This is a genomic window from Trichocoleus sp. FACHB-46 (assembly GCF_014695385.1).
Lineage (GTDB): Bacteria > Cyanobacteriota > Cyanobacteriia > FACHB-46 > FACHB-46 > Trichocoleus.
Window position 1 is genome coordinate 1 of record NZ_JACJOD010000013.1, and the last position, 23,401, is coordinate 23,401.

General features: G+C 48.0%; 17 protein-coding genes, 1 tRNA gene, 1 pseudogene and 1 riboswitch. Of the genes and pseudogenes, 13 read left to right on the top strand and 6 right to left on the bottom strand.

The window, feature by feature from the left end; translation table 11 throughout:
* The 7 genes and pseudogenes from H6F72_RS07620 to H6F72_RS07650 form a co-directional block, all read left to right on the top strand.
* Positions 1 to 144 (top strand): annotated as a pseudogene (locus H6F72_RS07620) (photosystem II protein D2); the annotation flags it as partial.
* A gap of 624 nt (positions 145 to 768) precedes the next feature.
* Positions 769 to 1,047, top strand: a complete 279-nt coding sequence (locus H6F72_RS07625) for a 4a-hydroxytetrahydrobiopterin dehydratase (protein ID WP_190433409.1) — start codon at positions 769 to 771, stop codon at positions 1,045 to 1,047.
* A 326-nt stretch (positions 1,048 to 1,373) separates the two neighbouring features.
* Positions 1,374 to 3,161 (top strand): iron uptake porin, encoded by a 1,788-nt coding sequence (locus tag H6F72_RS07630; RefSeq protein WP_190433411.1) that lies wholly within the window; start codon positions 1,374 to 1,376, stop codon positions 3,159 to 3,161.
* Between the two features lie 264 nt (positions 3,162 to 3,425).
* On the top strand, positions 3,426 to 5,072 hold the full coding sequence (locus H6F72_RS07635; RefSeq protein ID WP_190433413.1) for an iron uptake porin: 1,647 nt from the start codon (positions 3,426 to 3,428) through the stop codon (positions 5,070 to 5,072).
* 155 nt (positions 5,073 to 5,227) lie between these two features.
* Positions 5,228 to 5,665: an Rrf2 family transcriptional regulator gene (locus H6F72_RS07640; protein WP_190433415.1), complete on the top strand. Its 438-nt coding sequence runs from the start codon at positions 5,228 to 5,230 to the stop codon at positions 5,663 to 5,665.
* Between the two features lie 169 nt (positions 5,666 to 5,834).
* Positions 5,835 to 6,797, top strand: coding sequence for a cysteine synthase A (gene cysK, locus H6F72_RS07645; protein WP_190433417.1), 963 nt, complete (start codon positions 5,835 to 5,837; stop codon positions 6,795 to 6,797).
* A 60-nt stretch (positions 6,798 to 6,857) separates the two neighbouring features.
* A complete protein-coding gene (locus H6F72_RS07650; protein ID WP_190433419.1) occupies positions 6,858 to 7,580 on the top strand; it encodes a J domain-containing protein in 723 nt (240 codons plus the stop codon).
* A gap of 67 nt (positions 7,581 to 7,647) precedes the next feature.
* On the opposite strand, the gene H6F72_RS07655 is transcribed toward H6F72_RS07650, so the two are convergent.
* The 3 genes from H6F72_RS07655 to H6F72_RS07665 all read right to left on the bottom strand — a co-directional run bounded on the left by H6F72_RS07655 (position 7,648) and on the right by H6F72_RS07665 (position 10,970).
* A complete protein-coding gene (locus H6F72_RS07655) occupies positions 7,648 to 8,055 on the bottom strand; it encodes a DUF4278 domain-containing protein (protein WP_190433421.1) in 408 nt (135 codons plus the stop codon).
* A 42-nt stretch (positions 8,056 to 8,097) separates the two neighbouring features.
* A riboswitch (Glutamine riboswitch) is annotated at positions 8,098 to 8,192 on the bottom strand.
* A gap of 177 nt (positions 8,193 to 8,369) precedes the next feature.
* The gene (locus H6F72_RS07660; protein ID WP_190433423.1) at positions 8,370 to 9,566 is read right to left on the bottom strand and encodes a tetratricopeptide repeat protein; all 1,197 of its coding nucleotides are present in this window, start codon (positions 9,564 to 9,566) and stop codon (positions 8,370 to 8,372) included.
* A 327-nt stretch (positions 9,567 to 9,893) separates the two neighbouring features.
* On the bottom strand, positions 9,894 to 10,970 hold the full coding sequence (locus tag H6F72_RS07665; protein WP_190433425.1) for a peptidoglycan-binding protein: 1,077 nt from the start codon (positions 10,968 to 10,970) through the stop codon (positions 9,894 to 9,896).
* A gap of 204 nt (positions 10,971 to 11,174) precedes the next feature.
* On the opposite strand from H6F72_RS07665, the gene bchH reads away from it, so the two are divergent.
* Complete coding sequence (gene bchH / locus H6F72_RS07670; RefSeq protein ID WP_190433427.1) at positions 11,175 to 14,975, top strand: magnesium chelatase subunit H; 3,801 nt, start codon at positions 11,175 to 11,177, stop codon at positions 14,973 to 14,975.
* Here bchH and H6F72_RS07675 read toward each other — a convergent pair.
* Together H6F72_RS07675 and H6F72_RS07680 are read right to left on the bottom strand one after the other, a co-directional pair.
* Positions 14,972 to 15,661 carry a retron system putative HNH endonuclease gene (locus H6F72_RS07675; RefSeq protein WP_190433429.1) on the bottom strand — a complete coding sequence of 230 codons (690 nt, stop codon included), beginning with the start codon at positions 15,659 to 15,661 and terminating at the stop codon, positions 14,972 to 14,974. The two genes, bchH and H6F72_RS07675, sit on opposite strands and share 4 nt — an antisense overlap.
* Entirely contained in the window at positions 15,658 to 16,983 is a 1,326-nt protein-coding gene (locus tag H6F72_RS07680; RefSeq protein ID WP_190433430.1) for an AAA family ATPase, read from the bottom strand. The genes H6F72_RS07675 and H6F72_RS07680 overlap by 4 nt, the downstream gene beginning before the upstream one ends.
* 250 nt (positions 16,984 to 17,233) lie before the next feature.
* Between H6F72_RS07680 and H6F72_RS07685 the strand changes: the two genes are divergently transcribed.
* The 5 genes from H6F72_RS07685 to H6F72_RS07705 all read left to right on the top strand — a co-directional run bounded on the left by H6F72_RS07685 (position 17,234) and on the right by H6F72_RS07705 (position 23,002).
* Positions 17,234 to 17,449 carry a hypothetical protein gene (locus H6F72_RS07685; RefSeq protein ID WP_190433432.1) on the top strand — a complete coding sequence of 72 codons (216 nt, stop codon included), beginning with the start codon at positions 17,234 to 17,236 and terminating at the stop codon, positions 17,447 to 17,449.
* A gap of 135 nt (positions 17,450 to 17,584) precedes the next feature.
* Positions 17,585 to 18,736 carry a glutamate--cysteine ligase gene (gshA, locus tag H6F72_RS07690; RefSeq protein WP_190433434.1) on the top strand — a complete coding sequence of 384 codons (1,152 nt, stop codon included), beginning with the start codon at positions 17,585 to 17,587 and terminating at the stop codon, positions 18,734 to 18,736.
* A 347-nt stretch (positions 18,737 to 19,083) separates the two neighbouring features.
* Complete coding sequence (locus tag H6F72_RS07695) at positions 19,084 to 19,563, top strand: tRNA (cytidine(34)-2'-O)-methyltransferase (RefSeq protein WP_190433436.1); 480 nt, start codon at positions 19,084 to 19,086, stop codon at positions 19,561 to 19,563.
* A gap of 796 nt (positions 19,564 to 20,359) precedes the next feature.
* The gene (locus tag H6F72_RS31055; protein WP_190433438.1) at positions 20,360 to 22,747 is read left to right on the top strand and encodes a peptidoglycan DD-metalloendopeptidase family protein; all 2,388 of its coding nucleotides are present in this window, start codon (positions 20,360 to 20,362) and stop codon (positions 22,745 to 22,747) included.
* Positions 22,748 to 22,929: 182 nt separating this feature from the next.
* Positions 22,930 to 23,002: transfer RNA gene (locus H6F72_RS07705), tRNA-Met, on the top strand.
* 91 nt (positions 23,003 to 23,093) lie between these two features.
* On the opposite strand, the gene H6F72_RS07710 is transcribed toward H6F72_RS07705, so the two are convergent.
* Entirely contained in the window at positions 23,094 to 23,357 is a 264-nt protein-coding gene (locus H6F72_RS07710) for a hypothetical protein (RefSeq protein ID WP_190433439.1), read from the bottom strand.
* Positions 23,358 to 23,401: the final 44 nt, after the last annotated feature.

Genomic DNA, 23,401 nt, shown 5'->3' on the forward strand with positions numbered 1-23,401 from the left:
GCGGAGGACCCTGAATTTGAGACGTTCTACACGAAGAACATCTTGCTGAACGAGGGCATCCGCGCTTGGATGGCACCTCAAGATCAGCCACACGAAAACTTTGTCTTCCCTGAAGAAGTACTACCTCGTGGTAATGCTCTGTAATTGTGTTTCTGAATGCTAGCTGAGCCGTTTTTGGTCTAGCTAAACCGAAGCCCTTATCTTTAATTAGATAAGGGCTTTTTTGTAGACACACATCTCTGAATTCGTGTGTTATCTTAGCTAAAGGTGAATGCACCCAGAGCTTTAAGCTCTGCCTTCTAAGAATTAATCCGCTTAGGGACCAAAGGAGGTGATGCCCATGCAAGATAGTAGTAAATGCCTGGGTCGTCAGGTTGAAGTTAGCCGGCTGCGTGCCGGGGCTGTTCTCTAACAGTTAGCCACAGTTGATCTAGTCTCTAGAAAAACTGAGTAACTTTAAGTTACTAGGCTGACAGGGAGTCCCTCCCGGCAGTCTGGTTTCAATCTGAAGACCCGCTACACCGCTCTCAGTCTACGGCTGCAATGAGTTTCTCAAAGCGCCTACCTAGTGAGAGCGGATAGTTTTTTAAATGGTTATTTAATTTCTTAGATCTAAGTTTTTGCGATCGCAGCTTAGTATTGCAAAGTTCGGAACCCCAGCGACACATCAACCCAACTTTGCTGAAGTAAATCTTTTGTCTAACTTGTCTAAAATCTTAGAGCGGTTTTATTGAAAACCATCAGATTTCTCATTACGAGGAGTTAGGTATGGCTCCACTACTAAGCCAAGCAGAGATTCAAGCACAGGCTCATCTACTTTCTGGTTGGGCCGTTGAGGGAAAAACTCTTCAGTCTGTTCGTAAGTTCAAAAATTTCGTTGAGGCGATCGCTTTTGTCAATAAATTGGTTGAGCCTGCTGAAACAGCGGGTCATCATCCAGACCTGGAAATCTCCTACAACAAAGTCATAATCACCCTAACAACTCATGACTCAGGTGGACTGACTCAGAAGGATTTTGATCTAGCTCAACAGATTTCTCACATTTAATCTACCGTCTTAACTGCTTATATTTTTTAGTAGTAATTCATAGCAGCCTAGGCGTCTTTCCATATCAAGTTAGGAAATCTTCAAAAGTTCTCGACAATTTTCGGCTGATAAAGTTAACGTTGAATTGAAGAATCCGCTGGTTTTTGCTAAAACTGTAAGCTAAGACACACGATCGTGGTCCTTGTTCAACCATTTTGAGAGATCTGGTAGATCTAATTTCAAAATACTTGGGAACAATTACGAAACGTCGTGAGTCTCTATCGTAGACTAGTAGATAGATGGCTTAGCTTAGTCGTCCTACAGCAGGTGTGAGGAGAACAAAAAGAATGTCAAAGATTCTGTGGAAATCATTATTGGTTAGCCCTGCTCTCTTGGGTACCGTTTTAGCAGTTTCTTCAGGTGCGATCGCCGCAGAAGCTGGAGTAGTTGCTGAAGCAGCTCAACCCCAAGTTACAGCAGCTCAAGATTTGGCTCCCGTAGCTGTTTCTGCTCAGCCAGCAGCTCCAGAAGCAGAAGTAAGCCCCGTTTTTGCGACTGTTCCTAGCCAAGCGCAAGCGCCTACTCAGATTGCGCAAGTTCCAGCCAACACTTCTTCCCTCGATCAAGTTAACAAGTACACCAACGAGGGCAAACAGAATTCTGTTGCTCAAGTTACCTCTGTTTCTCAACTATCTGACGTTCAACCTACCGATTGGGCTTTCCAAGCACTGCAATCCTTGGTTGAGCGGTATGGCTGTATTGCTGGTTATCCCGATGGTACCTACCGTGGCAACCGGGCAATGACTCGTTATGAGTTTGCAGCTGGTCTAAATTCCTGCATGGACCGCGTTAACGAACTCATTGCGGCTGGTACTGCTGACCTAGTTACCAAGGAAGACCTAGCTACCCTACAACGCCTGCAAGAAGAGTTCTCTGCTGAACTAGCTACACTCCGGGGCCGTGTAGATGCTCTAGAAGCTCGCACAGCTGAATTGGAGGCTAATCAGTTCTCCACCACTACTAAGCTAGTTGGTGAAGCAATCTTTGCGGTTACTGATGAGTTCAACCAAAGTGTTTCCAACAACCCTGTTCTGCAAGATCGGGTTCGTCTTGACTTGCAAAGCAGCTTCACGGGTAGAGATGTCCTCCACACCCGTCTTGCTGCTGGTAATGCGACTGGCTTCTCATCAGATTTGGATACCAATGGGCTTGTTGAGGCTGTAACAGCTGAGGGAACACAGCAGTTTAACATCGGTAACACTGGCAACAATGACATCGTTCTAGACTGGCTGTCTTACTACTTCCCTCTAGGAGACAATATCAATGTCTACCTAGCAGGTACGGGTGGAATTCACAGTGACTATGTTTACAGCACTACCAATCCCTACTTAGAAGACTATGACGGCGGTAATGGTGCGCTCTCTGCCTTTGGTCAAGAAAGCCCCATCTACCGGATTGGTGGAGGAGCAGGTGTCGGTATCAACACCAAATTTGGTGATGCTATCGCTCTTAGCCTTGGCTACCTAGGTGGTCCTGATGCTGCTAACCCCTCTGAGAAGAACGGCTTGTTCGATGGTAACTATGCTGCTCTGGGTCAGTTAACCTTCTCCCCTGGCGACAATCTGGAGTTGGGCTTAACCTATGTTCACGGTTATCACAACACCGGAACACCTATTTTCAACTTGGGTAGCGCTACCCAAACCGTCACAGGTAATGCCCTGGCAAACGGTGGTGGATCTGATGGTGGCCCCAGAGTTACCAACTCCTATGGTGCGCAAGCCTCGTTTAAGGTTAGTAATGCCTTGGCTATCAACGGCTTCTTCGGTTACACCAATGTGATCAACCTACAGGAAAATAGCCGTGATGTTTGGTACTACGGTTTAGGTTTGGCTCTGCCTGACTTTGGTAAGAAGGGCAACCTCCTCGGCCTAGTTGCTGGTGTTGAACCTTACTTGGGTAGCAAGAACAATGATGTCGAAGATGACACCTCCCTGCACCTAGAAGGTTTCTACAAGTACCAGTTGAATGACAACATCTCCGTTACCCCAGGTGTAATCTGGATTACAGCTCCTGGTCAAAACGAAGCTAACGATGACATCCTCATCGGTACTGTAAGAACCACTTTCAAGTTCTAAGCCGAAGAAGAGAAGTTTTCATTCTCTTAATCAGCTAATGATTAGCCCCACCGCCTAGTGGGGCTTTTTTTATGTCTTCTTCCAAACTTTACTAATCTACCTTTAGTGGTAGAGTACTTAGATAGGCTACTTAGATTAAGTGGTCTCTAAGTGTGGATGTGCTTTAAAGAACATAAAAATCAATCTAAGAGTGCTAATTTTGCTCTTAGAGTTCTGCTTGGTCTACTGAGACCGTTCTAATTTGGTGTGAGGACGTGGAAGTTGATGTCTAAAATTTTCTGGAATTCTTTATTGATTGCTCCAGCAGTTTTGGGTGCTACCTTGGTCGCTTCTGTTTCTGCGATCGCTTCTGAAGCACCGACTGCCCCTACCTCTGTATCTTCTCTGGATCAACCCATCGCTGTAGAAACCAGCGATAACGGGCTGGCTCAGGTTACTTCAGTATCTCAGCTCTCTGACGTCCAACCTACTGATTGGGCTTTCCAAGCATTGCAATCCTTGGTTGAGCGGTATGGCTGTATCGCTGGCTATCCTGATGGCACCTATCGGGGTAATCGCGCCCTGACTCGTTATGAGTTTGCAGCTGGTGTTAATTCTTGCTTAGACCGGATCAATGAATTGATTGCGGCAGGTACCGCTGACCTGGTTAGCAAAGAAGATTTAGCGACTCTACAGCGGTTGCAAGAGGAGTTCTCTGCTGAACTCGCTACGTTGCGCGGTCGGGTAGATGCATTGGAAGCTCGCACGGCTGAACTAGAAGCGAACCAGTTCTCCACCACTACCAAGCTCACTGGAGAAGCTATTTTCGCTGTCACCAATGCTTTTGGTGATCAAGGGCCAGGTGGTGCAGAGCTAGATGACGAAACTGCTCTGAGCGATCGCGTTCGTCTCAATCTAGATACCAGCTTCACCGGTAAGGATCGCCTAAGAACTCGTTTGCAAGCAGTCAACGTGCCCGAATACGGCACTGATAGAACTGGCACCAACATGACCCGTTTGGGCTTTGATGGTGAAGGCGAAAATGACGTTAACATTCAAAAGTTGTTCTACCGCTTCCCTCTAGGAGACAACACGAACGTTATTCTTGACGCTACAGGTGCTGAGTTCTATGAGAACATCGACACCATTAACCCCCTGTTTACCAGCAGTGGTAGTGGTTCGATCTCTCGGTTTGGGCGCTTCAACCCAATTTACCGCCAAGGGTCGGGTGGAGCAGGTCTTACTGTAAACACTGGTTTTGGCAAAGCAGTCTCTGTATCACTAGGTTACCTAGCAGATAATCCTCAAACTCCTAGTGAAAAGGCAGGATTATTTGACGGTCCTAATGCAGCATTGGCTCAAGTTGCGTTCCGTCCTTTTGAGGCCCTGAGTTTAGGCTTTACGTATGTTCGGGCCTACGACCCAGGATTTGGAGTCGAACTTGATGAAAACGGTGAGCTGGTACCACTAGTTAACGTCACTTCTTCAACAGGTAGCCGCCTTGCGAGAAGACCTTTTGGTAACGTTGCCACCGCAACTGACAACTTTGGCGTTGAAGCTAACTTCCGTCTTGGTTCTAAAATCTCTCTAGGGGGTTGGGTTGGCTACACTGAAGCTCATGCCCAAGCTGGTGCGCTTGAGGGTAGCGATGCAGAAATCTGGAACTGGGCAGCGAATGTAGGTTTCACTGACTTAGGTAAAGAAGGGTCACTGCTTGGTGTCATTGTTGGTATGCCACCTAAGCTAACCGATGTTGATGGCAATCGCGCTGACGATGCCGATACCTCTCTCCATCTAGAGGCGCTGTATCGTTATCCTGTCAACGACAATATCGACATCACTCCTGGTTTGCTTGTGATCTTTAATCCTGAGCATAACGATGCTAACGATACCATCTACGTTGGTACGCTTCGGACTACCTTTAAGTTCTAGTAATTCCTGGGTAGGCTGAAATTGTTTTGAGTGGCCTCGCTGATATGCGGGGCCTTTTTATTGCAATTACTTAAACCTCTAAACCCCAGTGGAGAACCGGGGTATAATGTAAGGATATTAAGCCTTGTTAGTTGCTCTCTATTCCTACTTTGCTTGTGGAACTCTCGTGTAAAAGTGAATATGCCTTGCTAGCTTTATTGGAACTAGCAGCTCATTACGGTAGTAGTGAGCCTTTACAGATTCGGCAGATTGCAGCTCAGCAAAACATTCCTGATCGCTACCTGGAACAATTGCTAGCAACCCTTAGACGTTGTGGCCTAGTTCGCAGTCAAAGAGGAGCCAAGGGAGGTTACTTACTGGCTCGTGAACCTTGGAAGATTACACTTTTAGAAGCCTTAAACTGCATTGAAGGGCTGGACACTCAACCAATGGAGAATGGTTCTACAACCAAAACCGTGGAAAGTTCAGTCATCTGGGACATTTGGCAAGAATCGCGACAGGCTGCTGACGCTGTGCTCCACGGCTATACCCTTCAAGACCTAGCGGAACGGCGAGATTCGCGGCAGCAATTGGACATTATGTATTACATCTAAAACTCTACAGAAGCTCTTGTTGCTTACTTCAGGCAATAAGGCCAAAAGCTTAATTCAAGCTTTAGTCAAGAATATTGCTTTGCTGAGTTATCCAGGTTAGCACTGCTAATATTTGCTCTTTCTACTTCAGTTCTTTAGTCCACTCCTACGTCAACCTCAGAGTTAAGCCATGCGTATCGCTCATGATGTTACAGAATTGGTTGGTCACACTCCTCTCGTGCAGCTCAACCGTGTTCCTCAAGCCGAGGGATGCCTAGCTCGCATTGTGGTCAAAATGGAGGGCATGAACCCGGCGTCGTCTGTGAAAGATCGGATTGGCGTCAATATGATCAATGCAGCAGAACGGGAAGGATTGATTACACCGGGCAAAACTATTTTAGTTGAGCCAACTTCGGGAAATACGGGTATTGCTTTGGCGATGGTAGCCGCCGCTAAAGGATATCGCTTGGTTTTGACCATGCCAGAAACCATGAGTTCGGAGCGACGAGCCATGCTGCGAGCCTATGGAGCGGAATTAGAACTGACGCCTGGTATTGAAGGGATGGGCGGTTGTATTCGCCGAGCGCAACAGATTGTTGACTCTACACCCAATGCCTATATGTTGCAGCAGTTCCGCAATCCTGCGAATCCTCAAATTCACCGGGAAACCACCGCAGAAGAAATTTGGCAGGACACGGATGGCGAAGTAGATTTCCTAGTGTCTGGGATCGGTACGGGGGGTACTTTGACTGGTGTCGCAGAAGTGATTAAACAGCGCAAACCTAGTTTTAAGGCGATCGCGGTGGAACCAGTTAACAGTGCTATTTTGTCTGGAGGCAAACCAGGTCCACACAAAATTCAGGGTATTGGGGCTGGCTTTGTACCTCAAGTCCTCAAAGTTGACTTGATCGATGAAGTGATTGCCGTTGCTGATGAGGATGCGATCGCTTATGGTCGCCGTTTAGCTCGCGAAGAAGGTTTGTTATCAGGAATTTCGAGTGGAGCGGCCCTCTACGCAGCAATTCAGATTGGTAAGCGACCGGAAAATGCAGGACGCTTAATCGTCATGGTGCAACCGAGCTTTGGAGAGCGGTATTTGAGCACACCCCTGTTCCAAGACTTGGAACCCAGTCTCTCGACAGCAGCTACTTAAGCTGTTTTTTGGCTCCAGTTACATCCCAAGCAATGTAGGGCTGCAAGCTAAAATAGCCCTATGGGAAATTCCAATCACTACGACACGCTGGATATTCCTCAGGCGGCGACTCAGGTAGAAATTAAGCAAGCCTATCGCCGCCTAGCGAAGCAATTTCATCCAGATAGTAATCGGGCTGTCACTGACCACGAGCAGATTAGTCGGATCAACGCCGCTTATGAAGTTCTTAGCGATCCGCAGCGTCGTCAGTCTTATGATCAAGAGCTGGCTCATCGGTTATACGGCACCAGATTTGACACGGAGGGAATGTCTCCTGGCGATCGCCAAAGACGAGCTGCCGAAGTGCAGAAGCGTTATCGAGAACAGTACCCTACTGGTCAAGCAGCGGATGAACACCTACAGCTATGGCTGAATCAAGTTTATACACCTGTGAATCGACTGCTATCTCGAATTCTCAGAGCCTTAGCTGAAGAAATAGATGAGCTATCAGCTGATCCTTTTGATGATGAATTGATGGAAGGATTCCAAGAGTATTTGGAAGATTCCCATACTGATTTGAGCCAAGCTCAAAGAACTTTTCGCTCCATGCCCAATCCTCCTAACGTAGCGGGTGTAGCGGCTCATCTCTATCACTGCTTAAACCAGGTGAGTGACGGTTTAGAGGAGCTAGAGCGGTTTACATTCAATTACGACGACCACTACTTGCACACGGGGCAGGAGTTATTCAGAATTGCTACAGGGTTACGCCGAGAAGCTCAGGCTGCGATCAAGAACCTAGCTTGATGGAGCACCCACTAAAAAAGCCTGAAGCTGCACACTCCAGGCTCTGATTAAGTCGGCTCAAGATTGGTTAAACAATTTGTTGAAGTTCAGACTCTAACATACCGATCAACCTTTGATCTCCTAGATTTTTAGCAACTTGCAAGCGTCGCTCTAGGCTACGGTAAATATTTGTCCGATGCGTCTCTTCAACTTCCTTCAGTACCCGCTGTCGTACATTTTGCAGAGGGTTGACTTGGCTAGCAGCCGTTGCGGACTGAGATGCAATTAAATCCTCCACTTGCATTGGGCGATGAGTGGAATAGGCAATGCCTCGATACTTTAGGTCCAAAGGAGTTTGAGGCACGGGAATGTGCTTCGGATAAGGATATTGCAGCCGCAGGTTTTGTCCACGATATTTTCCTACGACATCTCCTTCCAACATTTGAAAGGTAGGTAGCTCAGACTCGTATTGAGCACCACGGTATGACAGTCTCATGCTTTTCGCCTCTAACTTCGTTGCTTAATGGGGTTAGGATGAGGCGCGTTCCTTCGGGATGGCTCCCTACTTCCGTCCCTCTCGATGGCGAAATAGCCAACTCAGCAATAAATGAGACACCAAGAGAGATGAACGTAACTATATTCTGTATCTTAATTTACAGACTAGGCACCAAATGTGATTCTTTAGCAAATTTTATTAATTATAAGTGTTGACCTGCCACTAGCCTTAGACATAGAGCAAGTTGGTATAACTAGAGACAATGTCGGTGGTAGCCATAGAGGCATGTGTCACCATGCCTCTGCTGAGTCTGGTTAGGGATTGGCTGCTCTGAGCACCTGAATCCAATCGAGTAAGAAAAGATTGCCAATTTTTTCTGCCAGTATCTGGGCTTCTTGATAGAAGTCTTTGGCCCAGTCTGACTGCTCCAATTCTGCCCAAATTGCCCCAATATTCGCCAAAGTTGTGATCTCGCCTGGGCGATCCTCTAATTCTCGATAGAGGATCAGGGCTCGATTGTAAAAATCCAAAGATCGCTGAGGTTGTTTCAGGTCTCGGTAGGCAAAGCCAATATTGTTGAGGGTGGTGGCTTGTCCTGGACGATCGCCTAGGGTTTCCCGAATTGCCAGGGCTTGGTGATAGAGATCTAAAGCTTGGTGTAACTGACCTGCATCGCGATAGGCAAAGCCAATGTTATTAAGTGTGGTAGCTTCGCCAAAGCGATCGCCCAAGTCTTGTCGAATCAGCAGAATTTGATTGTGAATCAGCAAAGCTCGCTGAGGCTCACCCAAATCGCTATAGACAGAGCCAATGTTGTTGAGGGCTGTCGCTTCTCCAGTGCGATCGCCTAATTCCTTTTGAATTAGGAGTGCTTGCTTGAAATATTGCAATGCTTTGCGGGGCTGACCCAAGTCACTGTAAATCAAGCCGACATTATTCAGCGTTGCTGCTTCTCCAGCGCGATCGCCCAACTCACGCCGGATCGGTAGGATTTGGTTGCATAACAGTAAAGCTTGCTTCGGCTGACCCAAGCGAATGTAAGCCAAGGCAATGCTGTTTAAGGTAACTGCCTCAACTCGGCGATCGCCCAATTCTCGAAAGATCGCAAGAGCTTGGTTGAAAAACTCTAAAGCTCGTTGGGGTTCTCCTAGCTGGCTATAAACAGAGCCAATATTGTTGAGCGTGGTCGCTTGGCCAAACAAAGGTAAAACCACGGTTTGCGGAAAACACTCTCCTTGGACTTCCAACTGGGGTTGGCCTAAGGCGCGTTGCAGCACTAAAGCTTGCTGAAGAAATTGCAAAGCTTGCTGCGGTTGCCACAACCGAATATGCGCTAACCCGACTTGATTCAGAGCGATCGCTTCCTTGGGCGTGTCACCCAAAGTTCTAGCTAATTCCAGGTTTTGCTCAGAGAGGGTTAGGTATTCCCGAAATTGATTTTTACCGTAGCAAGCGATCGCTTGGTTGCGGTGCTGTTCCCATGCCTGTACAGGACTTGAAGACTTCTCCATTAATGCGCTTCCAGGGGAGATTAGGTGAGCTGACATTACTGCCTTCAGCTTTGCCTGTCAGGGATGTAGAGGAGCGATGCAATAGTATGGCTGAGATTGAGGGCACTTTATAGTAAGTGACCCATTCCCGTAATTTTACATACTTAATGCAGCCTTTGAAGTGCCCTTTCAGTTTGGTGAAACCAGTGTCATCTATCTTAGGGTATAGGAGCAATTTAAAGCATCCGCATACGAAACATACTTTAGCTAGATTGACTAAAGTTTTAATAGTTATTTTGGTTTCGGATTAACAGCTGATTTATTTCTGACTTAATTTATCTCTGCGGTCTAGCCGCCGTTGACCGACCAGTGCGGCGGGTCGCCTAGCAGCTTATACACTCCATAAGAAGCTCCAACTTTCATCAAAGCGGGATTCTCGCCATCGCGAGGAGCAGCAATACTCACTAGTTGACCGCTGCTGTCTCTGATTTGCAGTGTCCCTTCCCAACTAATGAACCAATCGATCGCCAAGCCTTGCGTATGCAGCGATCGCAAAGCTACAGGGTTAGTACCAATTCCGTAGGCATCAATCATTTGCTGAGCCGCTTGCACAGAGCCAGCATTGGTGTAATGCACCCAGTCAATGTCTACCCCCAACATGGTGGTCACATCTTGAGGCCGAATTTGAGAGCGGCTAATTTTGGCAGCAAAATGCATCAGGTAAGCGCGCTCCGGGGGACGCAGCGTATTAGTAATCTCCATTTTTGCCCCTGCTGTTCGCAAGGCTTTCTCAAAGGCCTGAACTCGCTGTCGAAACGGGGAAGCTAAATCTTCAATGGAATTAGTTGCCAAGAAAAACTTCACCCAATGGGGACCACTTAAGCGAAAGCGCAACTTTTTGGCATAGTCATCAATCAAGGCGATCGCCGCATTGAGATCTGTCCCCAGTTTTTGCTGGGTCGTGGCTGCTAACCGCTGTTGCAAGTCATCGCGAAACCGGACATCCCTTTGTTTATAGACTTGGGCTAAGCCTTTGCTGCTCAAAGCTCCAAAATCGCCATCCACGGTGAGGGGAGGATTCAGTTGGGCGATCGCGTTGAGGCTCTTTTGCAAATCCTTGACCTCAGCTATGCCAAAGTTGAGGTAATCCAGCAGTAGAGAGGCAGAGAAATTCGGCACTTTAAATAACAGGCCTTGCTGGAGTGCTAGAGCATAAGTAACCTTGTCCACGACTCCTGTGACAGGCAGATTATTCTTTTGTTGATAGTTGCGAGTTGCTGTATCGGTTAGCCCGCCGAAGTCTTCATCTACTGCTCCGAGCGCAAACTGGGCTCCTTTGAGAAAGCTTTGCCAAGCCCCCACTGCTGGCCCTTCAGACCCATTCTGGAGTACAGGTAATCCTAAAGCAGCAATATTAAATGTCATAAATTTCACCGGACGCTAGGCAATCCAAAGGTTGTCATCTATAAATATGCGTTCAACTCTACTGCACTCCTTTGATAAAACTTCAGACGATTAAAAATTGATCACAAGCGATCGCGAATTCCCTAGAACGGCTCTACTTAATCAACCTCAAACTGAATAGGGCTTTTATGATCAAGGGAAGGAGTTCACTGGTTAACTTTGGGCATGCAACGCATTGTATTGATGGCTGGGTTTGAGTCTTTTAATGCGGACCTATACCGCAAAGCTGCTCAACTGGCGCAAGCTCGTTGTCCAGAGTTAGAGATTTGCGTATTTAGCGATCGCGACCTCACCACCCAATCAGAAGCGATCGCAGCCGCTCTCCAAGGAGCAGATGTCTTCTTTGGCAGCTTGCTGTTCGACTATGACCAAGTGTTGTGGTTGCGCGATCGCGTGCAGCAAATTCCGATTCGCTTGGTGTTTGAGTCAGCGCTGGAATTGATGAGCCTGACCAAGTTGGGCGACTTCGCCATTGGCGACAAGCCCAAAGGCATGCCCAAACCTGTCAAGTTCATTCTCGACAAATTTGGCAGCGGCAAGGAAGAAGACAAACTTGCAGGCTACCTCAGCTTTTTGAAAGTGGGGCCAAAACTCCTCAAATTCGTCCCGATCCAAAAAGTCCAAGACCTCCGCAACTGGCTGATCATCTACGGCTACTGGAATGCAGGCGGCCCAGAGAACGTAGCGTCGATGTTCTGGACGATCGCCGAAAAATATCTCGACTTAGCGATCGGTGAAATTCCTGCCCCGATCGAAACTCCGAATATGGGGCTGTTGCATCCTGACTATGCAGGTTATTTCGAGTCTCCCAAGCAATATCTAGATTGGTATCGCGATCGCGGATCTGTCCCTTCCGGTAAGGGTGGGTTTAGCACCGAATCTTCGGCTAGCAATCCTTTCTCTACAAAACCCGCCCCTACAAACGCTACTCTCCCCGTTGTAGGAATTCTCCTTTACCGCAAACACGTTGTCACCAAACAACCTTACATCCCGCAATTGATTCGCCACTTTGAGCAGGCAGGTTTAATTCCGCTGCCAATTTTCATCAATGGAGTAGAAGGGCATGTGGCGGTACGGGATTGGATGACGACGGCTTACGAGCAAGAACAGCGATCGCAAGGCAATACCGAAACGTTATCCCTCTCGAAAGAGGCTGTAGCAGTGGATGCGATCGTTTCTACAATTGGCTTCCCGTTAGTGGGTGGTCCTGCTGGCTCGATGGAAGCGGGCAGGCAAGTCGAGGTGGCGAAGCGGATTCTCAGTGCCAAAAATGTCCCCTATATCGTCGCGGCTCCCTTACTGATTCAAGATATTCATTCTTGGACGCGGCAGGGAATTGGTGGGCTGCAAAGTGTGGTGCTGTATTTCTTGCCAGAACTTGATGGTGCAATCGATCCGGTGCCACTTGGGGGTTTAGTCGGCGAAGATATTTATCTGATTCCCGAACGAGTCCAACGCCTGACCGGACGATTGAACCGCTGGATCGAACTGAGACGCACTCCGCCTAGCGATCGCAAACTAGCAATCATTCTCTATGGGTTCCCCCCTGGATATGGAGCTGTGGGAACGGCTGCTTTGTTGAATGTGCCGCGATCGCTGCTGAAATTCCTGCAAGCTTTGAAAGACCAAGGTTATACGGTCGGGGACTTGCCGGAAGATGGCGAGGAACTAATTCGTCAGGTCAAAGCCGCCGATGAAGTCTTTACTGATCAGGAGGATACTCCAACTACTTTGGTGAGCGATCGCCAACTAGAGAAATGGTTGGGCTTCCTAAAAACTAGCCGCATTGAGAAACAGTGGAAGTCGCTGACGGATAGCGGCATTAAAACCTGTGGCAATCAGTTCTGCTTAGGTGGCATTCAACTCGGCAATATTTGGATTGGGGTGCAACCACCACTCGGCATCCAAGGCGACCCCATGCGTCTGATGTTTGAGCGCGACCTCACTCCTCATCCCCAGTACGCCGCTTTCTACCAGTGGTTACAACACGACTTTCAAGCTAACGCGATCGTCCACTTCGGGATGCATGGCACCGTGGAGTGGCTACCAGGTTCGCCGCTGGGCAATACAGGCTATTCTTGGTCAGATATTCTGCTGGGCAACCTGCCCAATCTATATATATATGCAGCGAACAATCCGTCTGAGTCGATTTTGGCAAAGCGGCGGGGCTACGGCGTACTGATTTCTCATAATGTGCCACCGTATGGTCGCGCCGGACTCTACAAAGAATTGGTGACGCTACGGGACTTAATCGCCGAATATCGCGAAGACCCCACGAAAAACTACGTGCTCAAGGAAGCGATCCTGAAGAAGATTGCCGACACTGGTTTAGATGCGGATTGCCCTTGCGACGAAGCAAAGAAGCTGGGTATCTCCCTCACTCCAGAAAACGCCAAACTCTTCAGCGCTGAGGTGTTCAATCGCTACTTGCTGAAGCTGTACGAGTATCTGCAAGTTTTAGAAAACCGCCTCTTCTCCACGGGGCTGCATACGTTAGGAGCAGTGCCTAATGCCGAAATCGTAGAAGGCTACTTGAACGCTTACTTGGGCGAAGAATTGCCAGAACAGGCGATCGCTCAAGTTGCTACTGGTGCTGACCTCAAATCGCTGACCCAACAATTTGACCTCAACGGCAAAACTCCCAAACTCGAAGCAGCGGTACAAGTTCGAGACTTACTCGCCCAAACTTCCGATGAGCTAACCAATTTATTGCGAGGCTTAAACGGGGAATATATTCCTCCCGCTCCCGGTGGTGACTTGCTGCGGGATGGCCCTGGTGTCTTGCCCACAGGCCGCAACATCCACGCCCTCGACCCCTACCGGATGCCTTCACCTGCTGCCTATGAACGAGGCCGAGCGATCGCCCAACAAATCATTGCCCAACACCTCCAAGAACACCACGCCTACCCCGAAACTGTGGCCGTGATGCTCTGGGGCTTAGATGCCATCAAAACCAAAGGCGAATCTTTAGGTATTTTGCTAGAACTCGTTGGCGCGGAACCCATCAAAGAAGGCACGGGGCGAATTGTCCGTTACGAACTCAAGCCTGTAGCCGAAGTGGGTCATCCTCGCATTGACGTGCTCGCCAACCTCTCTGGCATTTTCCGCGATAGCTTCGTCAACATTATTGAACTGCTCGATGACTTGTTCCGTCGCGCTGCTGAAGCCGACGAACCCGAAGACCAAAACTTTATCCGCAAACACGCGATCGCCTTGCAAGCCCAAGGTGTCGAAAATGCCTCCGCCCGTTTGTTTTCCAACCCAGCCGGAGACTTTGGTTCCTTAGTCAACGATCGCGTAGTAGATGGCAACTGGGAATCGGGGGATGAACTTGGGGATACCTGGCGCGATCGCAACACCTTCAGCTACGGTCGCCAAGATAAAGGCCAAGCTCGCCCGGAAATTCTCGATACGCTACTCAAAACCACCGAGCGAGTCGTTCAAGAAATCGACTCTTTAGAATATGGCCTCACCGATATTCAGGAGTACTACGCCAACACAGGCGGCTTGAAACGAGCTGCCGAACAAAAACGAGGCAAAAAGGTCACCACTAGTTTTGTGGAAAGCTTCTCGAAAGACAGCACCCCTCGCAGTCTCGAAGATTTACTACGCCTGGAATACCGCACCAAGCTCCTCAACCCCAAATGGGCGGAAGCAATGGCCGCACAAGGTTCTGGGGGTGCTTTCGAAATCTCTCAACGCATGACTGCCCTAATTGGCTGGGCTGGTACTGCCGACTTCCACGAATCTTGGGTCTATGACCAAGCCGCCGATACCTACGCCCTCGACGCAGAAATGGCCGCAAAACTCCGCCAAGCCAATCCCGAAGCTTTCCGTAACATTGTCGCCCGGATGCTCGAAGCCAACGGTCGCGGTTTTTGGAACCCAGACCCCGAAAAACTCGCCCAACTCCATCAACTCTACGAACTCACTGACGAGGAGCTGGAAGGAATAACAGTTAGCTAAGCAGAAGCTTCAGGAGTGGAGTAGCGTTCTAAAAAAGAAATAATCGCGGCACAGAAGCGCACATACTTTCCGTCAGCATCTTTTTGGCTATAGGCTTGTGCTAGCTTCTGGATCTCATCAGTTGACAGCCCCTCTAAAACTGGCAAAATTGCCTGAAGTGCGCTGCGTCTGGATGCTTCAAGTTTGGCGTTATTCAACCCCAGTCGCTTAATTGTCTGACTAGCAGCAGTCTTCATGGCAGGGGAATCAGTTGGCAGAATTTCACCAAAACCTGTGTAGACAAAATAATCAGCGCAGTTTTCCATCAGCGGTGAAACCATCAAGTCTGGCTGATACCAATCTTTTTTCCAGGGTCCACAGTGTTCTGCCTGTGCCCGCAGTTCCTGAGACTGGTCTCGATTTTGGTCATCGCCTTCTCCTGGGCAGGAAGCAAGAAGATTGGAATAGTCCAGCGCCAATGGTGGATAATGTGCGCGAGGTTTTAGATGTTCAATATGGCTATTGTTCTTATCAATCCGCAATCCGCAGTAGCAGCAGAGATAGCCTTGGTCTCGAATTAGTGCCTCATGGACTTTAGGCTTTTGAGGAGATCGAAAGTCATCCCAATGAGGTTTCCAGTTTTCATTTTCAAGGGCTTTCCAGGCAGTAAAGCTCTCTGGCTCCTCGCCTTTCTCGATATACTTCATCGACCAAGAATTTCTTTACGGCGAATTAAAACATCTGCTCTTGCAAATTCTGGTTCATCGTCACCAATTTGCTGCTCAAGCTGGTGTTGCAATTGTCGAGCGCTATCTAAGTTGCCCTCTTCGATCAGCCGGAATAATCGGCGCAAACTATCTTTAATGGTTTGAGGTCGCTCCGGAACACCCATCACATCTTCCAGAATCCGATTGCTGTCTCTTCCGTAAGAGCTTTCAGGATGCCGAGCTATTACACCTTGAGGAGTTCGTTCGAGCAGGTAAATCCCTTCAGGCTTAACTTGACTCACAACTTGCGGCGAATGCGTGGTCACAATAAATTGGCAATTTGGAAATGTTCGGGTTAAAGCGGGAATCACTTCGCGTTGCCAAGCGGGATGTAGGTGTAGCTCAATTTCGTCTATTAAAACAACACCTTCTCCTTGAAGTGGATCTGCCAAACCTGGATTAGCGATCGCTAACCGTCGCGCCAAATCCCCCACCATCGCTAATAAACACTTTTCGCCATCAGAGAGCTGGTTGATGCTCAAATCCTGTCCATACTTTTTCACAGTCATATGAAGAGGAGATCGACGAATTCGAAGATCTGAGAAGCCCTCACCGAGTATCGAGTAGATAGCTTGTCTAACTGCTTTTAACTCATCTTTTTGATAATTCGCGTCGTCTCGCCGAGTTTCATTTTCCAGATCCTCCATAAATCTGAACCATTGAAAAAAACTACCAAAGCTAGAATGTGCACCTGTAAGAGCATTTTCATATGCAGAGGTTTGGTCAAACCAGTTGGTTTGTAGCACCTCAAGAGAAACCTCTAGAACTGCCCGGTTAACTGAGTAGTAGATAGCTAAAGGTACGCTAGCCTCTAGATCTTCTTCACACTGACGACGTTTTTCACCAGTGAATCGGTCTAAATCAGAAAGGCTAACATGTGTATTTGCTGTACTACGTCCAACAAGAGTTTTAGTAAGTGCCCAAGTAACTTTTTGAATTCCAAAAGAGAGTGTAACCTCACCTCTGCTCACCCTCTCTCCATTCTTTACATCGAACTCATCAAAGTTGTGGCCTTCGGCCAGCTCTGACTGTCTTGCAATAACAAGATGTCCATCTTGCTTCCTAGCGAATGACCCTCTACCGTCTGGATCATACTCAATTCTTGTTGTAAGCCAGGAGAGAAGAATTGAGAGACAGTCGAGGATACTTGACTTTCCTACTCCATTAACCCCAATCAAAACTATTGGTTCACTATCACTAAATTCCAATGTCATTTCATCAATGCCACGGAACGATTCCATTCTTAGGCGTTTGACTCTCATCTTCGGAATCTGACCTACCAGCTTCTATGCTTCAATACTACGTTTTCCAGTTTGAGCCTACACACATAAGTGAGCGAGCCTCAGTTCAAGTAGCAGTCCTTCTGTCCAAAGGGCGATCGCTCCTGAACCGCTATTCCTTGTCCAGCTAGCTTGTTTTCCTAGCTACATTTAAGCCCTGGGATAGGGATTCCTCGCGCTGACCAGGTCTAAGCTGGGGCATACCAAAATTGTTTTAGTTGAGGAAACATATATGCCCGGCGGTCATGCTAGCCACAAAGGTGCTTCGATCAAACCGAATACAAATGCTAACGGTGTCATGGATGATGCGAGTAATCCAGGAGTAGACCCTCAGGCAATCCTTGACCAACCAGAAGGTTATCCTTTTGATGCCCAAGGCCAGGGGGAAGAAGAGACCAACCCTGCGGCTCTTGAGCGTGGTCCTAGCCCTTCCGAGGATGCAAAATAATCGTAATTTGCGGTAGAGCGGAATAGTCAGCAGCTCTACCGTACAAATTGCTGTTTTTAGCTAGGTATCGCTGCATTTCTCCGCTTTCCTTGATACTAGATAAAGAAGACTGCCTAGCTCCATTGAGGAAAAGCCGTGCTGCTATCAAAAGGTTTTGAAGTAGAGCTGTACACAGGAACCCCCCAGGGCGACATTGTGGGATTATCCGACAAGATTGTGGCAACCTTAGATGGGTTTGTGCGCGAGCCTGATAGCCGCAATGTTGAGTACACTACTGCTCCGTTGTGCCGCTATGAGCGCTTACTCTGTGACTTAGTGCATCCTCGCGTGTCCCTACGACGCTATCTCAATCAGTTGGGCGACTATACCCTGCTACCAGGTAGCACTTTGTCTTTGGGGGGGAGCGATCGCTTCTGCCGCTCCGATCCTGGCAATCCTTACCACGGCTATATTGAGCGCACTTATGGCACTAAGGTCGTCACAGCCAGCATCCATATCAACATCGGCATTGCTGAGCCAGAGCTGTTGATGCAAGCTTGCCGCTTGATTCGATTAGAAGCTCCTCTATATCTAGCCCTCAGTGCGTCCTCTCCTTTTTTAGATGGTCAGGCGACAGGTTACCACTCTACTCGTTGGGGACTCTTTCCTAAAACTCCCGCTCATGTGCCTCTGTTTGAGAGTCATGCTCATTTCATTCAGTGGACGGAGGCTCAGCTCGTAGCAGGTACGATGCAAAATGTACGGCACCTTTGGGATTCTGTTCGACCGAATGGCGATCGCCGTCCTTATAATCTCAATCGCCTGGAACTCAGAATTTGTGATTTAGTTTCAGATCCGATCGCTCTGCTAGCCATTACCGCGCTCTTAGAAGCTCGCCTGCAACAACTCATTGCTGACCCCAATCTTGATCCGCTCACAGCCAGCACCTTACCCGCTACAACTCGCGCTGAAGATTTAATTGAACTGACGAATGCCAACGAAGCTGCGGTATCCCGAAACAGCCTAGATGCAGAACTGAGGCATTGGCAAGACGGTAGAACAATTTTGGCTAGAGATTGGATTGAGCAGCTTTATCAAGAAGTATGGGCGATCGCTAAACAGCAGGGATTTAGCTGTTTTCTCCTACCGCTGAAAAAAATCTTACGAGAAGGTAATGAAGCGCAACAATGGCTGAAACTGCATGAATCAGGTATAGATAGCCGCACAGTCATTGGTCAAGCTATTCAAGCAATGGCAGAGCAGGAGCGAGCTTTAGAACTTGAGTTATGCCAGCCTATCGCCGCGTAGTTATTCACCTGAGGCATTGCAGCTCTGAACTTAGCGCCTTTAATTTTCCACTGTAGTTATTAAGCAAGGAACATTTCAGCTTCTAAAAGCCAGGACTGCCAGCTTTAGAAATTCTTCTTTTAGCAAAATAATTCTGGCTGAAGACCAAAAGAAATTGTTTGTAGCCCTGAATGCCAAAATAGGGGTATTAAACTATCGAAGATCCGAATCATGAATGAATTGATTGATCAGGATCTTTAATCAACTTGCGTTTTTTCTGGAACTATTAAAAAAATATATAGGTTCGTCTACCAAAAGGTAGACTTTTTTGTGTTTTCAGCGAGTGGTATCAGCACAAATTACTCTTTATGCCCCAAGTTGTCTTAGTTCATCCCCAAATCCCCCAAAATACGGGCAATATCGCCAGAACTTGCGCTGCTACGGGTACAGAATTGCATTTAGTGGCTCCTCTAGGCTTTGAAATCACCGATCGCTATCTGAAGCGAGCAGGTCTGGACTATTGGCCCTACGTTAAGCTGCATTATCACGGCTCTGTAGAGATTTTCCAGGCTTACTCTCGATCTAAGGGAGGCCGCTGGCTAGGTTTTAGCGCTAGAGGAAGCTGTAGTTATATTGAATGCCAGTATCAAGCCGATGATTGGCTGCTGTTTGGCAGTGAAACTCAAGGTCTGCCCGCAGAAGTTTTAGATATGTGTGACCAAGTGCTCTACATTCCTATGGGGCAGCCTCACGTTCGTAGCCTTAACCTATCCGTCAGTGCAGCCGTTGGTTTATTTGAAGCCCGCCGTCAATTGGGTGATCTTAGCGTTAAGCCTGAGCAGCCTTGACAAGTTCATTTTCAGGTAGGCGATCGCTTAATTCTTATATTGCGATTGAGTAGTCATCTCTATTCAATGACTTTACTCTCTATTAGAAATGGAAAATCAGAAAGTAGTTCTATGGTAGGCAGTTAGAGTTGGATAAAATTATTTCGTCGCACAAAATACAAAATCTATCCGGAAGCAATAAGAAATTCCTATAAAGAATTCGATGAGATCACCCAATCTACGCTGTGAATTTTGATCACTTTGTCATGGTCTTATCCTGTTCCATCCGAAAACTGCTGTAGCGATCAAAACAGACGGGTTTGCTCTTGGGAACCTAAATCCCAAATTTTTAGTTACCTTAATCTGGGTGCATGATTCCACGGTTGATGTTCACCAAAACTTCACGTAGAGTCACGTCTGTAGTTAAGTTGAATCCTGTACCCCAGCTCTGAGACGGCTGAAAAAAACCGTTACTGACGCAATGACAAACACTAGTTTTTGGGCGAGTAATCTGAAATCTGCACTTGATTTAGCAAACGAGAGAAGTGCGTTAAACTTCAGTTTGATTAGCTCTTCAAGAGAAACTGCAACTCAATTTCTGAGACAGCAAAACCCCTTGAGCTGGACTCAAAAATCGACTCTTGAATTTTTTGTTAAGTAGTGTAAGCTTGTCTAAACCAAAAAAGCAGGGTAATCTTGCCTAGGTGTAATTGCCGTCAGTGATCTTCGTCTGTTTTCAATGTGATTTGCATCATTGACTGACGACGGATCGAGTGAATTGAGGACAGTTAAGCGCTGGTCATTAGGAGGTCGTTCTTTGAAACGAGCATTTCCGCAGAAGGTCAAGTCTGTTCTTTCCCACACACCAGGAAGTGATGTGGCTGATGAACAAAGCAAGCAGGGGCCAACCGAGGTCAATCGTAAGGCTTGCACCTCTGCTGCCATGATTGGATTAGCAATCTCGATGGGTGCGTCCAGTTTATTACTGCCTCGGCAAAACGATCGAGCTGTGGCAGCAGAACCGTTGACTGTTGAACCATCGGTTGCAACCGTTCCGGCTTACGAAGTTGCAGCTCTCTCAGCTACCCCAGAAATCGAGCCAGCAGCAGCTACACTGCCTGTGCCAGAGTCTTCTGCTATCAAGCACAGTGTGCAACCAGGCCAGACCCTGTGGCAAATTGCTCGACTCTATCAAGTTGATGCTACCGCGATCGCTACCGCTAATGGTATCGCCCCTAGCACCACCCTAGAGGTTGGTCAGATTCTACAGATTCCTTCTGTCTCCTCTACTTCCACCTCTTACGAGGTTGCTTCAGCCCAGTTGGAACCAAGCCCCACGTTTGATCCCACGGCTGAGCTACAAGTAAACGAACCCAGCATTGCTTCTGTAGATCAAGCTGAGGTTTTGAAGGAACAGCAAGACATTGCTCTCGATCGCTTAAAGCAAAAGCGAGATGAGCTGAAAAATAGTCTGGCGGAGTTACGGTCTGAGGAAGGTCAAAGTTTAGTTAATAGCAATCAGGTTGCTACAGCTTTCGCTGAGGAGTCTGATGTCGATGGTGCAGCAAGCCAAGTAACTGCCACTGCATCTCCTGAAACTCCATTGGTAACCGCAGAGGTGGCTCAAAAAACGCAACCTCAAGAGCCTCAAGTTGTTGCAGCGACCGAAGTACCACAAGCAAAACCAGTGGTCACCCTCGCTGAACTTGCTCAAGTACCTACTCCGACTCTGGAGCCTAAGGTGATTGAGTCCAAAACCAATGAGTCCAGCTCTGTAGTAGCGACCGCTCAGGGCACGAAAGCTTTGAAACCAGAAGCTGAGACTCAAGTCATTATCGAGCCTCAGGTAGTTCCCGCTCCCAGCTCTGTAGTGATTCCGGAGGCCATGAGTGAGCCTCAGGTGCCAACAGCGGTTGAGCAAAGCGCTTATCGGGTCGGCCCTGGGGACACCTTGGATGCGATCGCTCGGAATCACGGCATTTCTAGAGCAGAACTGATTCAAGCCAACCGAATCAGCGATCCGAACTATATCCGAGTTAATCAGGTGCTCACAATTCCTCAAGTCAAAGAGGGCACTTTACAAGTCGCTACTACGGCTGATGTCGCCAACGGAACGGCACCAACCTTAGTCGCTTCGACCAGTGGTGTTTCTGTTCCCACCATTCCAGTTGTGGGAGCTAGCCTACCTAGCACCTCTGCTGCTGGCGCTAAATCCGCTGAATTCCGAGGCACGATCGCAGCAGTACCCAAGCAAGCGATCGCTACGGAGAAGGCGGCTGAAGGCCAAGAGGGTACCAAGGTAGCAACAGCTCCACTGAGCAATGCACCTTTTTCTGAGAAGCCAAGCAGCTCAGGAGCCTCGTTTAACCCAGACGCAAGCAACAGCCCTTACATCAACAACTTGAAATCCGAGATTATTAAGTTGCGTGAGAAGTACCGAGCTACTGGGTCATCTAAAGCCACCGCTACTCAGGCTAATGTGCTGAAGACAGTGCCTTCTATCAGCGCTGCTCCATCTCAGAAGCCTAATGCTAGCCCTGTAACGGCTCGGCAGGTCAATCCAGAATTCAGCCCTAGCCGCTACACAGAAGCTCTACAAGCCGAAATTCGGACGCTACAGCAAAAGCGTCAGTCTGGGCAATCTTCAGCTCCTACAGCGTCTAATACGGTCAAGCCAGAAGCTAGTCAAAAGTTGGTTGCGGCCGCTCCCCTAGGTTCAGACTCCTATGATCCCCTGGTGAAGCCTCTAGTAGGACAAACCGTGTCTCCTGATTTGCCACCTTTGGCGGCAGCCGATCGCTATCTGCCAGAAAACGCAGCTAGCTTCAAGGGTTATATTTGGCCCGCGAAGGGAGTTCTAAGCTCAGGTTATGGTTGGCGCTGGGGTCGGATGCACAAAGGAATCGACATTGCGGCTCCTGTAGGAACTCCTGTTGTAGCAGCAGCTTCTGGTGTTGTGATCACTGCTGGTTGGAATGAGGGTGGGTATGGCAATTTAGTCGAGATTCAGCATCCCGACGGTAGCGTTACTCTATATGCCCACAACAACCGGATTCTGGTGCGTTCAGGCCAGCAAGTTGACCAAGGTCAGCAAATTGCCGAAATGGGCAGCACTGGCTATAGCACAGGTCCTCACTCCCACTTTGAGCTCCATGCTGCTGGGCAAGGTGCTGTCAATCCAATGAAGTACCTCGCTAGCCGCTAATTAGCTCAAGCGTTACTTAATCAAAATTGATCATCGGGGAGGTCTTTGGCTTCCCCGATTGCTTTTATGTCTGTAACAGCTAGCCTAAATTTTTTAGATTTTTTCAGATAAGGATAGCGATCGCTAACTTTTTTATGCTATTTTAATAAAGCGAAATCAGTCAGCACTGATGGATGCAGCTCGGCTCAGTAGCTCAGTGGTTAGAGCAGGGGACTCATAAGCCCAAGGTCGCAGGTTCAAATCCCGCCTGAGCCATTCTAGATAAGTCAAAATTAAGGTGATTTTTTTGTGATGCAGCGATCGCTTCTGGCAATAAGCTGGCGATCGCTTTAGACCTTGATGCTGTTCAGCTGCTGCGCTTATTCCTGTTTAGGTTAACAGTTTCTACAGTCCGCAGCACCAAATCAAGACGTTTACGCTGCTTTAGCCACTCTCTGCAAGCATCTTTGGCTAGCTGAATCTCTTCCTCCGTCAAAGTCTCATCTGAGGGGGCAGAAACTAAAATATTGGCTACTTTTGCAGCTTTGTAAAAAGGAACTCCATGCTTGACTAGTTCGGTATGGAATAACTCTTCTTTTTGCTTAGGAGATATTAAAAGCTTTTCCTGCATGATCGTTTAACAACAGGGAATAAATTAGTTTGAATTTGCATTGT